11 protein-coding genes are annotated in these 14,819 nt (G+C 65.4%); 8 read left to right on the top strand and 3 right to left on the bottom strand.

What is annotated here, in order from left to right; all coding sequences use genetic code 11:
- The first annotated feature begins 73 nt into the window (after nucleotides 1-73).
- The 6 genes from ASE59_RS09760 to ASE59_RS09735 all read left to right on the top strand — a co-directional run bounded on the left by ASE59_RS09760 (nucleotide 74) and on the right by ASE59_RS09735 (nucleotide 6,050).
- On the top strand, nucleotides 74-556 hold the full coding sequence (locus ASE59_RS09760) for an RNA polymerase sigma factor (protein ID WP_056455567.1): 483 nt from the start codon (nucleotides 74-76) through the stop codon (nucleotides 554-556).
- Nucleotides 553-1,245, top strand: a complete 693-nt coding sequence (locus ASE59_RS09755; protein WP_056455566.1) for an anti-sigma factor family protein — start codon at nucleotides 553-555, stop codon at nucleotides 1,243-1,245. Before ASE59_RS09760 ends, ASE59_RS09755 begins: the two co-directional genes overlap by 4 nt.
- A gap of 60 nt (nucleotides 1,246-1,305) precedes the next feature.
- Nucleotides 1,306-2,844 (top strand): hypothetical protein, encoded by a 1,539-nt coding sequence (locus ASE59_RS09750; protein ID WP_056455564.1) that lies wholly within the window; start codon nucleotides 1,306-1,308, stop codon nucleotides 2,842-2,844.
- Between the two features lie 133 nt (nucleotides 2,845-2,977).
- Nucleotides 2,978-3,736: an SDR family oxidoreductase gene (locus ASE59_RS09745; protein ID WP_056455562.1), complete on the top strand. Its 759-nt coding sequence runs from the start codon at nucleotides 2,978-2,980 to the stop codon at nucleotides 3,734-3,736.
- Nucleotides 3,733-4,848 carry a glycosidase gene (locus ASE59_RS09740; protein WP_056455561.1) on the top strand — a complete coding sequence of 372 codons (1,116 nt, stop codon included), beginning with the start codon at nucleotides 3,733-3,735 and terminating at the stop codon, nucleotides 4,846-4,848. The genes ASE59_RS09745 and ASE59_RS09740 overlap by 4 nt, the downstream gene beginning before the upstream one ends.
- Nucleotides 4,849-5,195: 347 nt before the next feature.
- Nucleotides 5,196-6,050, top strand: a complete 855-nt coding sequence (locus ASE59_RS09735) for an MBL fold metallo-hydrolase (protein WP_056455559.1) — start codon at nucleotides 5,196-5,198, stop codon at nucleotides 6,048-6,050.
- On the opposite strand, the gene ASE59_RS09730 is transcribed toward ASE59_RS09735, so the two are convergent.
- Nucleotides 6,047-7,231 (bottom strand): Fic family protein, encoded by a 1,185-nt coding sequence (locus tag ASE59_RS09730; protein ID WP_056455557.1) that lies wholly within the window; start codon nucleotides 7,229-7,231, stop codon nucleotides 6,047-6,049. The two genes, ASE59_RS09735 and ASE59_RS09730, sit on opposite strands and share 4 nt — an antisense overlap.
- Nucleotides 7,232-7,425: 194 nt before the next feature.
- Between ASE59_RS09730 and ASE59_RS09725 the strand changes: the two genes are divergently transcribed.
- Entirely contained in the window at nucleotides 7,426-9,903 is a 2,478-nt protein-coding gene (locus ASE59_RS09725) for a TonB-dependent receptor (protein ID WP_056455555.1), read from the top strand.
- Between the two features lie 354 nt (nucleotides 9,904-10,257).
- Here ASE59_RS09725 and ASE59_RS09720 read toward each other — a convergent pair whose 3' ends face one another.
- A complete protein-coding gene (locus ASE59_RS09720; protein ID WP_056455668.1) occupies nucleotides 10,258-10,626 on the bottom strand; it encodes a helix-turn-helix domain-containing protein in 369 nt (122 codons plus the stop codon).
- A gap of 404 nt (nucleotides 10,627-11,030) precedes the next feature.
- Here ASE59_RS09720 and ASE59_RS09715 point away from each other — a divergent pair, with 404 nt between their 5' ends.
- Nucleotides 11,031-12,368, top strand: a complete 1,338-nt coding sequence (locus tag ASE59_RS09715; protein WP_056455553.1) for an ABC1 kinase family protein — start codon at nucleotides 11,031-11,033, stop codon at nucleotides 12,366-12,368.
- A gap of 6 nt (nucleotides 12,369-12,374) precedes the next feature.
- Here ASE59_RS09715 and ASE59_RS20990 read toward each other — a convergent pair whose 3' ends face one another.
- Entirely contained in the window at nucleotides 12,375-14,723 is a 2,349-nt protein-coding gene (locus tag ASE59_RS20990) for a hypothetical protein (RefSeq protein WP_056455551.1), read from the bottom strand.
- Nucleotides 14,724-14,819: the final 96 nt, after the last annotated feature.

The raw sequence follows: 14,819 nt of genomic DNA, 5'->3' as shown, positions 1-14,819 counted from the left end.
CTTTCCATCTTCATGCCGGATGAAACGGACGGTGCCATCCGTTTCATCCCCAAGGCGCGACGAAAGGACGAAGGTGCGCTTCGAAGACGAACTGCTCCCGCATCTGCCGCGGCTGCGCCGGGTAGCCTATGCGCTGGCCCGCAACCCCGCCGATGCCGACGATCTGTTGCAGGCGGGCGTCGAGCGCGCGCTGCTGCGCCGCGACCAGTGGCAGCCGGGCACGCGGATCGACGCCTGGGCGATCCGCATCCTGCGCAACCTGTGGATCGACACGGTGCGCAGCCGAAGCCGGGCCGGCGAAACCTTCGTCCCCGCCGAACAGGGCGATGCGATCGGCGCACATGGGGAACAGGAAATGGCGGTGGAAATGCACAATATCGGCCGGGCGATGGGCAAGCTGCCTCCCGAACAGCGCGAGGTGATCGCGCTGGTGATGGTGGAGGGCTTTGCCTACAGGGAAGCCGCCGAGATCCTCGACATTCCCATCGGCACGCTGACCTCGCGCCTCGTGCGCGGGCGCGACGCATTGCTCGGTGCCTTGGGAGAAGCGGCATGACGATCGACCCCGAAACGCTCGCCGCCTATGCCGATGGCGAGCTCGATCCGTTGACCGCGAAACGCGTCGAACGCGCCATCGCCGCCGACCCGGCACTGGCAGCGGAGGTCGACCGTCACCGCGCGCTGACCGCGAAGCTGCGCGGCGCATTCGCCGGGCTCGACGCGCAACCGATGCCGGCGGGGGTCGAGGCGCTGCTGAAGCGCGACGCCAATGTCGTCCCCTTCCCGACCCGCGCCGCAAAGTCCAAACCGCAACGCTGGTACGGCAAGATCGCCGCCAGCCTCGTCGCCGGGCTGCTACTCGGACAGTTCGTGCCGCGATCGGGCAGCGATCTCAGCTTCGACGGTGGCACGGCGGTCGCGCAGGGACAGCTCGCCCACGCGCTCGACACCCAGCTGGCCTCGGCCACGGACAGCGGCCCGGTCCGCATCGGCATCACCTTCCGCAACCGCGCGGGCGGCCTGTGCCGCACCTTCGAACAGGGCACGACCGGCGGCATCGCCTGTGCGCAGGGGCGCGGACCATGGCGGATCGAGCAGCTGCGCGGGGACATGAGTGGCGCAGGCGGCACGACCTATGCCCAGGCCGGATCGCCGATGGCGACGCTGATGGCCGACGCGCAGGCGATGACGGCAGGCGACCCGCTGGACGCGGCGGCGGAGGCGGCGGCGCTGAAAGGGCGGTGAGCGCCGGTCCTGGTAAACCAACAATAACCAAGTCACCTAACGCCTTGTTATCGATAACGAATGCATAGCCTGGCCGCCGTAACCGCTCACGGCAGCCATGCGGACCAGGTTTATCTGATGATCAATGTGACGGCCAATCCAGGCGTAGCGCTCGACATGTACGAGACCGCGGTCGCCGGCTACATGACGCCGGTCGTCAGTGTGATCGGTGCGAACCGGATCCAGCTTTCGTTCGACAACGGCTTTCGCGACGTCCTGACCGTGTCCGGGATGCAGCTTGCCGGTGACGGTACCATCATCGGCGGCACCATCACTGCCCTGACCGAGCATCGCGACGGGATACTCGGCTTTTCGGTCGATGGACTGTCGTTGCCCGTTACCTGGGTGATACAGGGGATCGAGAGCGGCGATTACGGCGATCTTGCCGCCTATCTGCTCGGCAGCCCCTTTACGGTGACGGGATCGACCTTCGACGATCGGCTCTTCAGCTTCAATGGCAACGATACGATCCTCGCCGGCGCCGGCGACGACGAAATCGATGCGGGGGGCGGTGTCAACGTTATCGACGGTGGTACGGGGCAGGATGTCCTGATCCTGCCCGGCGAGATCGCCGGTTACAGTCTGTTGCGTACCGACGACACGGTATTCCTGGTTTCGGACCATGGCCGGTATCGTGTGAATGCCGTCGAGGATTTCTGGTTCGACGACGATTATGTCGGGTTGAACGACCTTGCCGCGCATGTCGCGGCGTTTGACGGCGCGCGCTATGCTGCGAGCTATTCGGACCTTACCGCAGCATTCGGCACCGATGCTGACGCTGCCAAGGCGCATTTCGCCGCGGCCGGTTTTGTCGAAGGTCGCGATCCCCTCGCTTTCGATCCGCTGACCTACATTGCCGCCTATGCCGATCTGCGCGAAGCTTTCGGCACCGATAGTGCAGCGGCAACCCGCCACTATATTTTGTGGGGCATGAACGAAGGGCGTTCGGCGCGGTTCGACGCGCTCGGCTACATTGCCGGGTACAGCGATTTGCGAGCGGCATTCGGTGCCGATGTCGATGCCGGTGCGGCGCATTACATCCGCTTCGGTGCAGCGGAAGGACGCGGCGTTACGTTCGATGCCATCGGCTATCTGGCGTCCAATCCCGAACTGATCGCCGACTTCGGCACCGATCGCACGGCTGCAACGGAACACTATATCAGCACCGGTTCGATCGAAGGGCGCTCGACGAACAGCTTCGATGCCTATGGCTATCTGGCAAACTACTCTGATCTGCGTGCTGCACTCGGTACCGATACCACCGCTGCAACTCGCCATTTCGTTGCCTATGGTTTTGGTGAGGGGCGAAGCGACCATTTTAACGCGCTTGAATATACTGCCTCCTATCAGGACCTGATCGCTGCATTCGGTACCGATACCGCTGCCGCCAGCCAGCATTTCGTCCGCTACGGTTCGTCCGAAGGCCGCGGCATCACCTTCGACGTCGTCGGCTATGCCAACCATCACCCCGAATTGCAGAGCGCCTTCGGCGATGATGGGGAGCTATGGGCACGTCACTATATCGAAGCGGTTCGTGCCGGGACCAATGACTGGTTCTGACACTGATTGTCTGAATCGATTTTTGACCAGGTATTCGGAATCTAGCGCCCACCCTCACCCAAGTTACTGCATTAATTAGGAACCTCCCGCGCCCTGCCTCGCTTGTCGACTCGATAAGCGACAGGAGCCGCCCATGACCCCCGCCACCGACGCGCACACGCAACAACCCACGCTCGCCGGCCGCCGTGCGGCGATTACCGGCGGGACGACCGGCATCGGCCGCGCCATCGCGGTGCTGCTCGCCAGCGAAGGGGCCGAGGTGTTCCTGTGCGGCCGGAACGAAGACCATCTCGCCGACGCGCTCGCCCGGATCGAGGAAGTCGGCAAGGGCGGCGGCATCGCCATCGACCTGGCCGAGGCCGACAATGTCGGCCGCTTCTTCGACGCAGCCGCGGAGAAGATGGGCGGCGTCGACATCGCCATCATCAACGCCGCCGTCGCTGCCGAGGGGATCACCGACACCGACGAGGCGACGCTGCGCGAGGTCATCGCGATCAACTTCACCGGCTATCTCCTGAGCGCACACCACGCCGCCAAGCGCGTTGGTGACGAGGGCGATATCGTCTTCATCGGATCGACCAGTGCCTATGCGCTGGGGCCGGGATCGACCATCTATGCCGGGATCAAGTACGGAATTCAGGGCTTTACCCAGGCACTGCGCCGCGAGCTGGGGCCAAAGGGCATTCGCGTCAGCAATGTCGAACCCGGCCTGACCGGCTCCGACATGCAATTGCCCGATATCCAGCCCGACGAACAGCGTGAGCGCATCGCCGACGAAACGATGCTGCGTGCCGAGGATATCGCGGTCGGCGTCCATTACCTGCTGACCCAGCCCCGCCGCGCCATCGTCCAGCAACTGACCATCGTGCCACGCGATCAGGCGGAGGAATGAGCTTCGCCATCGACAAACTGGTCCTGACCCCCGACGATATCGACCTGTCGCGCTCGCCGCTCGCCGGGCAATTGGGCGTCGAGACCTATGTGCTGGGTGCGTTCAACCCGGCGCTGACGCGGTTGCCCAGCGGCAATCTGCTGATGATGGTTCGCATCGCCGAGGCGCTCAGGAAACCCAAGTTCGACGGCCATATCCACAATATCCGCTGGTGCGAGGGGCGGTACGTCCTCGACGCATGGCCGCTGGACGCGGTCGACACCGCCGATCCGCGCAAGTTCCTGCTGAACGGCGGGCGCTGGCGGGTGATGGCGCTGACCTCGCTGTCGTGGCTGTTGCCGGTCGAGCTGACGCCCGACGGGCTGGAGATCATCGCGCTCCATTACGACCGCGCGGTCGCGCCGCAGGGCGATTTCCAGATGTACGGCGTCGAGGATGCGCGGATCAGCAAGGTCGGCGACGAATGGCTGATGACGACCTGTTCGGTCAGTCCCGAGCGCCATTCGACCACGCTCTATACTTCCGACAACGGCCTCGACTGGACCTTTGCCGACATCGTCCTCGACCATCAGAACAAGGACATGCTGATCTTTGAGGGGCAGATCGACGGGCAATATTGGGCGCAGACCCGGCCTTTGGGCGACCTCTATTTCGCCTATCCGCCGGGCAGCGAGTGGCGTGCCGGGCCGTCGATCAACCTCACCACCTCGCCCGATGCGCGCCACTGGAAACCGTGCCTGAACCCCGGCATCCGCCCGCACGCCGCCACCGTCGCGACCGCAAGAATGGGCGGGGGTACGCCGCCGATCCTGACCGACCGGGGCTGGCTGACGCTGTGGCACGGCGTCGAGCCGAAGGAGATCGTCGGCGTCTATCGCACCTATTGGTCGATCCTCGACGCGAACGACCCGAGCCGGACGGTCGCTACCGACCACGCGCCGCTGCTGGAAGCGAACCCCGATCTGACCCGCGATCTGGAGGAGCAGATGTACCTTCGCGACGTCGTGTTCACGACCGGCATTGCCGACGGCGGCGACCATTATGTCGTGGCTTCGGGAGAGGCGGACCTTGCGTGCCGGATCACGCATATTCCGAAGGCGCGGTTCGCGTAGATTTTGGATTCACGCGAAGGCGCTAAGACGCGAAGAGAACAGGAAGAAGGTAGATTTCGCGCAGAGGCGCAGAGGCGCAGAGGCGGCGCGAACGAGGCTACCGGCTCGCGATCGGGAGACCTTAGCTCTCGCTGCAACCTGTGATGAGGCCGCTGGCGCGGGGCGACCGTACCCCGATCGCACCCTCTCTGCGCCTCTGCGCGAAATCCCTCTCTTCTTCTCTCCGCGTCTTAGCGCCTTCGCGTGAACCAACCTTCTCCCTGCCCCAGATTAACAAGATTCCCAAACAACCTAAGACACTTATCCATCCCCCACCCGTTGCCCCACCACAACCGGGAGCAACAGCCATGCGCATCCACCACCTCAATTGCGGCACCGACTGCCCGCTGGGCGGGGCGCTGTTCGACGGGCGCAGCGTCAGTCCGCTCGGGCATATCGTCTGCCACTGCCTGCTGATCGAGACCGACGCGCACGGGCTGGTGCTGGTCGATACCGGCTATGGCCTCAAAGACGTCGACCACCCGCACCGCCGCCCCGACCCGCGTATCACGGTGCCGTGGCGGATGCTGCTCAACATCCGCCTGCGCGAACAGGAGACGGCGATCCGGCAGATCGAGGCGCTGGGCTTCACCGCGAACGACGTCCGCCACATCATCGTCACCCATCTCGATTTCGACCATGCCGGCGGGCTGGAGGATTTCCCGAACGCCACCGTCCATGTCATGCAGCGCGAATATGTCGACGCGACCGGCCCGCGCGCCGGGATCGTCGCGCGCAACCGCTGGCGCCCGCGCCAATTGGACGAAGTGCGCCACTGGCAGCGCTATGGCGCACGCGGCGAGCCGTGGTTCGGCTTCGATGCGGTCCGCGACCTGACCGGCCTGCCCCCCGAACTGCTGCTGGTGCCGCTGCCCGGCCACACCTGGGGCCATGCCGGCGTCGCGATCCGCCAAGGCGACGGCCGCTGGCTGCTCCATGCCGGCGACGCCTATTTCTACCGCGGCGAGATGCGATCAGCCCGCCGCCGCTGCACGCCGGGCCTGCGCGCCTACCAGCGGCTGATGGAGGTCGACGCACGCAGCCGCATCGACAACCAGTCCCGCCTGCGCACCCTGTCGATCGACCGCCGCGACGAAGTGACCGTCACCTGCACCCACGATCCCGTCGAACTGGAGCGGGCGCAGGCTGGGCGACCGCTTTAGTCCACGATTGGTTCCGCGCCGAACGGCCGGTTGAGCACCCGCAACACCTCCTGCGCCACGAACACCCGGTTGCGACGATAGCCGGTCCGCTCGACCAACACCCCCGCCTCGACTAGCTGCGCGATCGCCGTATTCGCCGCCGGAGCCGACACGCCGAGCCGTTCGCCAAGCCGTCCGGCGGTAATCACCGGATAGTCGGGCAACAGGTCGAGCGCGCGCAGCGCCGCCGACTTGTCGCGATAGCGCCGCCGCGCCCGCCACATGCCCCCAAGCCGGACCAGCGCCCCGCGCGTCGCCATCAGCTCGTCGACCGTACCGATGATCGCATCGGCGATGAAAGCGACCATCGGCGCCCAGTCGAGCCGCTGCTGCGCCGCCTTCAGAGCGTCGTAATAGGCGGATGTATGCGCTTCGATATAGGGTGACAGGTACAGCGGCACCTTGCCATCGGCGGCCATCATCAGCGGCAGCAACAGCCGCCCGACCCGGCCATTGCCGTCGCGATAGGGGTGCACCGCTTCGAAATAGGCATGGGCGATCGCCATGCGCGTAATCAGGCTCTGGGTCATGACCTGCATCCCCTCGGCCCGCAGATAGGCGATGCTGTCGTCGAGACACGCCGGCACCCGCGCCGGCGGGGCGGGGTTGTAGAGCGAATAGGCGATGTCGCGCACCCCGCCGATCCACACCACCCGGTCGCGCAGCACCCCCGGGATATCGCCATAGTCGGGATCGCTCCGCATTGCCCCGCGGTGCAGTTCAGCGATCAGCTCGCGCGTGAAGATCGCCGGCCCCTGCGCCGCCGCCTGCGGCACGAGCCGGTCGAGGATCAGCGCATAGTCGCGGACCTGCCGCGCCGCGTCGCGCCGCTCGTTACCCGCTTCCTCCTCCAGTGTCAGCAGCTCGTCGAGCGTGCTGTGCGTCCCCTCGATCGACGAACTGCTCACCGCCTCGCGCCGGCTGAGCAGGCGGCTGACCGGATAGGGATCGCCCATCTGCCCGGCCAGCATGTCGATCCGCGCCAGCGCCTCGGTCGCGCGCTGATGGCTGGCCAGCCCCTGCCCCAGCGGCACCGCGTCCTCGGGTGGGGGCGGCGGCACCACGCCATAATGCGCCGCATAGGGTTCGGGCAGGCGTTCGAGCCGCTGGCGGATCGCATGGCACAGGTCGTCACGGCGCATCGGCAGCCTTTATCATGACCGCCATACCCTAGCCATAATAAAGGTTACTAGGTTAAACCTGCACAAGAAGCGGATGCCGGCACCTTGCCGAAGATTACTGCCCACAAGCAAAACTACCCCCGGCCTAAATCCCCACTCTATTGCTCGGCAATGCCACCTCCGCCATTCTCCCATCATATACAGGGAGATTACGCATGGCATTGTCGTTGGCGCTGATTCTGGCGCAGGTCGCCACCCCGGTGGCGCCCGAACCGGTCGCGCCCGCCCAAGCCACCCCCGAAACCGAGGATGCGCAGGACACGCCCCGCCCCGACACCGGCCGCCTTGCCCCGGCACAGGGCGGCGGCGAGATCGTCGTCACCGCGCGGCGCCGCGTCGAAACGGTGCAGTCGGTGCCGATCGCCATCTCGGTCATCGGCGGCACGACGCTGGCCGATACCGGCGCGTACAACGTCAACCGCCTGACCCAGCTGCAACCCACGCTGCAATTCTATTCGACCAACCCGCGCAATTCGGCCGCCAATATCCGTGGCTTGGGCGCGCCGTTCGGCCTGACCAACGACGGCATCGAACAGGGCGTCGGCATCTATGTCGACGGCGTCTATTACAGCCGCATCGCCTCTGCCACGTTCGACTTCACCGACACCGAACGCATCGAGATCCTGCGCGGCCCGCAGGGCACGCTCTACGGCAAGAACACCACGGCGGGCGCGATCAACATCACCACCCGCAAGCCCAGCTTCACCCCCGAAGCGCGCGTGGAACTGACCACCGGCAATTACGACTTCATCCAGGCCAAGGCCTCCGCCTCCGGCCCGCTCGTCGACGGCAAACTGGCCGCGCGCATCTCCGCCTCGGTCACCTCGCGGCGCGGCACGATCCGCAATACGGTGCTCGGCGGCTATGCCAATGCGCAGGACAATCAGAGCGTGCGCGGCCAGTTGCTGTGGACGCCCGCGCCGAACCTCGACGTGACGCTGTACGGCGATTACGGCCACCAGAACCCCGATTGCTGCGCGCAAATCTATGTCCGCACCGGTACGACGCAGCGCCCGCTGAACCGGCAATATGCCGCATTGGCCGCCGCGTTTAACTATGCCCCGCCCTCGACCAACGCCTTCGACCGGTTGACCGACCTCGACACGCCGCTGCGGGCGCGACAGGAGCTGGGCGGCGTGTCGTTGGTCGGCAATCTCGATCTGGGCGGGGCGACAGTGACCTCGGTCAGCGCGTGGCGCTTCTGGGACTGGGATCCGTCGAACGACCGCGACTTCACCGGGCTGCCGATCACCACCGTCTCGGCCAATCCGTCGCAACAGCGCCAGTGGAGCCAGGAACTGCGCGTCGCCTCGAACGGCAAGCGCGCGATCGATTACGTCGCCGGCCTGTTCTATTTCCACCAGACCATCGATACCCAAGGGTTGCAGGTGCAGGGCCCGGCCGCCTCGCGCTTCCTGCTCAACCCCGGCAATGTCGCGCCGGGCAGCGCCGGCTGCGCCACCGCGACGGCGGCGGCGTGCAACCCGGCGGTGCTGAACGGCCTGACCGCGCGCAACACCATCGGCTTCTCGAACACCAGCGCCGCGGTGTTCGGCAAAGCGACGTGGCACATCACCGATGCGCTCTCGATCGCGCCGGGCGTGCGCGTGAACTACGACAAGAAGACTGGCTCCTACGTCTCGGTCGTCACTACCGGCAGCGGATCGACCACGCTCAGCAACGACCAGCGCGGCGTGCTCGCGCCCCAGCGCTACGAGCCCGATTTCGACGACTGGAACGTGTCGGGCGACGTCACCCTCGCCTATGACGTGGCGCGCGACGTCCATGCGTACGCCACCTATGCCCGCAGCTATAAGTCGGGCGGCATCAACCTGTCGGGCCTGCCGCTCGACGGCAGCAACAACCCGATCCTGGCGGCGGCGCAGGTCAAGCCCGAACAGGTCAACCACTACGAACTGGGCGTGAAGACCCAGTGGCTCGACCGGCGGATCACCGCCAACCTCGCCGCCTTCTGGACCGATATCAGCGATTATCAGGCGACGGTGACCAACGGACAGCTGGGCGTGCTGCGCGGCTACCTCGCCAATGCCGAAGCGGTGCGCACCCGCGGCGTCGAGCTCGACACCGCCTTCCGCCCAACCGAGCGGCTGAACCTCTATGCCAACGCGGCGTACACCGATGCGAAATACGTCCGCTTCACCGACGCCCCCTGCCCGCCCGAATTGTCGGGCGGCCGCGCACCGGCGGCGGGCGAGACGCCCAGCGCGCCCGGCACGCCGGGCGGGATCAGTCCCAATGCCTGCGACGTATCGGGACAGCGGCTGCCCGGCATCTCGAAATGGGCGTTCAGCTATGGCGCCGAATATGCCCTGCCCGCGCGGATCGGCGGCGAGGACGGCAATGCCTATTTGGGCTTCGACGGCAGCTATCGCTCGCGCTTCTCGTCCAACCCGTCGCCCTCGGCCTATACCTATATCGACGGCTATGCCCTCGCGAACTTCCGCTTGGGCTACCGCGCCGATGCCGGGTGGAACGCGTTCCTGTGGCTGCGCAACGCCTTCGACCAGAATTACTACGAACTGCTCGCGACCCAGTCGGGCAATACCGGGCTGGTCGTCGGGCAACCGGGCGACCCGCGGACCTACGGGGTGACGATCTCGGCATCGTTCTAACGTCCGCTCCATCGGCATCGAACCGTCGCCCCAGCGAAGGCTGGGGCCTCTGGCGGCTCCCGCCACGCGCCATCCTCGGAATGACGATCAGAATGGTTCACGCGAAGGCGCGAAGACGCGAAGAAGATAGAGGGTTCGCGCAGAGGCGCGGAGGCGCAGAGGGGGTCCGGGCGAGCACCCGCGATCAGGAGACACCTCTTCCCCGCTGACAAGTAGCCAAAGGCCGCTTGCGCGGAGGGACGTCCACCAAAGGCGCAACCCCTCTGCGCCTCTGCGCCTCTGCGCCAACCCATTTCTTCTAAAATCTTCGCGCCCTTCGCGCCTTCGCGTAAACCAATCTGCAGGCAGGCCACCTCACCGCCCGGTCAGCGCATAATCCTGTACCAGCACCCCGGCAGGAACATGCCACGCCGCCGAAATCGCCCGGATCATCGGCAGCGTCAGTGCCCGGCGGCGGCTCAGTATCTCGGTCGCGCGCGACTGTCCGATCAGCATGGCCAGTTGCGCACGGGTATAGCCGTTCATTTCCATCGCCGCCTCGATGGCTCGTACCGGATCGAGCGGTTCGATCGGCCAGCGCTGCCGTTCATAGGTTTCGACCAGCGTCACCAGCACGTCGAGCCGGTCCCCTGCTTCGGTTCCTTCCTCAGCCCCCCATAACGTTTCGATTTTGCGCAGCGCTTCCTCATGATCGGCATCGCTCCGGATCGGGCGAATATGCATGGTCGCATTTCCTTCCATCAAAACAGGCTCACCGTCAGAGTTCGGATGGTCCGATACGTTATCCCGTTTCTGATCCATTTTAACGGAAAAGGGATAATGGTTCACGCGAAGGCGCGGAGGCGCAGAGGGGGTCCGGGCGAGCACCCGCGATCGGGAGACACTTCTTCCCCGCTGACAGGTAGCCAAAGGCCGCTTGCGCGGAGGGACGCCCACAAAGACGCACCCCCTCTGCGCCTCCGCGCCTCTGCGCGAACCATATCTTCTTCTTCCTTCGCGCCCTTCGCGCCTTCGCGTGAACCATATCTTCTTCCCCTCCGCGTCTCCGCGCCTCCGCGTGAACCAATCTTCCTGAGCGCCGTCCCCCACGCACCGGAACCCAAATCCCCCCCAGTCGCTCCGCCGATATGACCGACGAACCCAACCGCCCCGGCCGCGCCGTTCCCGCCGGCCGCCTGTCGCGCCTGTCCGGTTTCGGCCGTCTTGCCGGCGGCATAGCGGGCGGCGTGCTGGCCGAAGGGGCAAGGCGTCTCGCCAGCGGCGAACGGCCGCATATGAGCGACCTGATCCTCACCCCCGCCAATGCCAAGCGCATGGCCGATCGCCTGTCGCACCTGCGCGGCGCGGCGATGAAGCTGGGGCAGATGATCTCGATGGACGCCGGCGACCTGTTGCCGCCCGAACTCGCCACCATCCTCGCCCAACTGCGCAATCAGGGCCAGCCCATGCCGCCCGCGCAGCTCGACAAACTGCTGATCGCCGAATGGGGCCCCGACTGGCGCACCAAGCTCGGCAAGTTCGACGCGAACCCGATCGCCGCCGCCTCGATCGGGCAGGTCCATCGCGGCGAATTGAAGGACGGCCGTCGCCTCGCGATCAAGGTCCAGTATCCTGGCGTCCGCGAAAGCATCGACGCCGATGTCGACAATGTCGCGACGCTGCTGCGCGTGTCCAACCTGCTGCCACGCGGCCTCGACCTGAAACCCCTGCTCGCCGAGGCCAAGCGGCAATTGGCCGACGAAGCCGATTATCTGCGCGAGGCCGAGGCCATGCGCCGCTATGGCGAGCGGCTTGCCGGCGACACCCGCTATGTCGTGCCGGCACCGGTCGACGCGCTGACCACGCCGCGCATCCTGACCATGGACTATATCGACGGCACCCCGATCGAAGGGCTGGCGACCGCGCCGCAGCCGACCCGCGACGCGGCGATGACCGCGCTGACCGACCTGGTGCTGCGCGAGTTGTTCGAATTCGCCGAGATGCAGACCGACCCCAATTTCGCCAACTATCGCTGGCAGGCGGACAGTGGCCGCATCGTCCTGCTCGATTTCGGCGCGACGCGGCCCGTGCCGTCCGACACCGCCGACACCTACCGCCGCCTGATCGCCGCCGGCCTCGCCCACGACCGCGACACGATCCGCGACGTGGCGGTGGAAACCGGCTTTCTCGGCGAAGCGGCGGTCGCGGCGCATCGTGGTGCGGTCGACCGGATCATCGCCGCGATCGACGACGCCATGGCGCGCCCCGGCCCCTTCGACTTCGGCGACCGCGCCTTCGTGCCCGTCGTCCGCGAAGAAGCCCGCGCCCTCGCCACCGACCGCGCGACCTGGCACGTCCCCCATGTCGAAACCCTGTTCGTCCAACGCAAGATCAGCGGTACCGCGCTATTAGGGGCGAGGCTGAAAGCACGGGTGGATGTGCGGGGGATGGCGGCGAAGGCAACGGGTCGACCTGTCGACATGTAGACTGGCCTACCAAAGTGTTTCTGCACTAGCGTTCTCGTATCGGATCGCAGTCAGCATATCGGCTTCAGCGCCTGATCCGATCCACCCATCCCCGTCGCTTAAAGCCATGGTTGGATTGCTTGTTGTCCCCGGCGAGCGGCCTTCCGCATGGCCCCAAAGCACATAGTGCCGGGTCAACGCCGACTGGTCGGTCCCATAGGCGGCACGCAGGTCGGCATAGAGCGCGCCATAGGTCAGCGGATCGAAGGTAACAGCACGATGTTCGCCAACGCCCCATTGCACGTAATGGCGGGTCGCTGCGGCCGTATCGGTACCGAATGCCGCGATCAGGTCACCATAGGATGCGGTATAGCGCAGTGCCGCAAAGCCGTTGGTCGACAGCCCCTGCGCGACACCGGTGGTGACGTAATGCGCCGCCGCTGCGGCCGTATCGGCGCCCAGCGCCTGCAACACCCCCGGATTGCTGGCAAGATAGCCGAACGCATCGAACGTCGTGCCACGCCCCTCACCCGTGCCCCACAGGATGTAATGCCGCGCGGCAGCGGTCGTGTCGCTGCCATAGGCGGCGAGCAGATCGGCATAGCTTGCCAGATAGGCGAAAGGATCGAAGGTGACGCTGCGCCCCTCATCGGCACCATAGAGAATAAAATGGCCTGCCGCGGCGGTCGTGTCGGTGCCGAACGCCGTGCGCAGGTCCGAATAGCTCGCCGTATAGGCCAGCGGGTCGAACGTGACGCCGCGTCCCTCGCCAAAGCCGGCCGCGACGAAATGGGCAAGACCACGCCCGGCATCCGCGCCCAATGCCAGTCGCAGGTCGCTATAGGACGCGATATAGCTCAAGCCGTCGAACCCGGCCGTAGTCGTGATCGCGTCGGACCAGCTCCGCACGGCCCCGTCGCCGAAGCGCACCTGTTCGATGCCGGTGGCCTGCACCAAGTCCGGTCCACGCAACAGCACGACCCGATCGCCGACCATCACCGTCTGATAGCTTGCCTGCGCGCCCTCCAGCACCAGTGTATCGACACCCTCGCCGCCATCGACGACGTCATGGCCACCACCGCCGCGGATCACATCGTCGCCAAGCCCGCCATCGATCCGCTCGGATCCCCTGCCTCCCGACAGCATGTCGTTGCCGGCAAAACCGTACAAGGTGCCGCCGATACTCCCGGTCCCGTCATACCGGTCGTCGCCGTTGCTCAACCGCACATCGCCAAGGATTTGGCCAGCATTGATCACCTGCAGTCGCTCGTCCGATGGCGTGCTCGAATGTCCGCCAGGCCCGGTGATCGATCGCACAACCGATCCGGCCACAAGCTCAATGCTGCCGCTATAGGCAGTCACGTCGAGCTGCGCGGCCTGCAGGGACAGCATCAGGCTGACACTGACACCCGGACTCAGGGTCGCCGCATCACTCGTGCCCCGGATCGTCACAGCGCTTGTGTTCGACTGGAGACGAACGTCCTCGAATCCACGGAACCCGGTGAGATCGATGGCGAGAGCGGCGCTACGGTCGTTGCGGAAATCCAGCGTGTCCCTGCCGGCCCCGCCATCGACCAAGCCACCGAATTCGGGAGCGCCAGGATCGCTGGCATAGGCGATCGTCACGAAATCGTCGCTACCCCCCATGTCGACATCGGTGCCGATCCGGACGTTGCCCGAAACCCGCAATTCTTCCTGTCCGTCCGATCCGGTGATGCTATGCAACGACGAACTACCCCGAAGCGCCAGCGTTGAGCGTAGTTGCAGGTCGACATCAGGATTGCGCGAATAAGCGAGTTCGTAAAATCCGCCGGAAGCAAGATTAATCGCTTGGAACCCTGAAAAACTGTTGAGATAGGCTAGGGTGCTGGAAACGTTCAGTACTTCGAAATCACGGACGATCGGACCGAGCTTCAACCCGGTACCGGACAAGTTCAGGGTATCGATCCCCGTGCCGCCATACAGGCGCAGCGACAGGTTATACATCGCAATATAATCGTCGCCGGCAACGAAATCGAAGCGATCATCGCCATCCCCAAAATAGACTTCGGCACTTGAATGGCGTTCGATATAGACATCGTTTCCGCCGCCCAGCTCGACCCGGCCGCGAATATGGCCGTCATTGATGATCGTTTCGGCATGATCGGAACCGATGATAGTCGAGCGAAAGAAGTCCGATCCGACATTGCCCGCGGCTTCGTTGACGAAGGTTGTGCGGGCCCCGGTCAGCCTGACGATCGTCCCGAACTCTTCTCCCTTTAGGTAACCGCCGTTGCGAAGCGTGACGTTATCACCCGTTACCAGAATGGCCGGGCCGCCGGTCAGGTCGGCATCGTTGCGAACATCCACATGGCTCTGCGAATATTCCACCGTCACGCGCCTTCTCCCCACGTCCGTCGAACGGAACCAGTATCGCACAACTACCTGGCGAACCATCGCTATAATGGCATCGCTGCCGACCCCGACCGGACA

This window comes from Sphingomonas sp. Leaf10, assembly GCF_001421245.1.
In the GTDB taxonomy this organism is placed as follows: domain Bacteria; phylum Pseudomonadota; class Alphaproteobacteria; order Sphingomonadales; family Sphingomonadaceae; genus Sphingomonas.
Note: the sequence above shows the minus strand (reverse complement) of the source record. Positions and strands in the feature narration are given on the sequence as shown.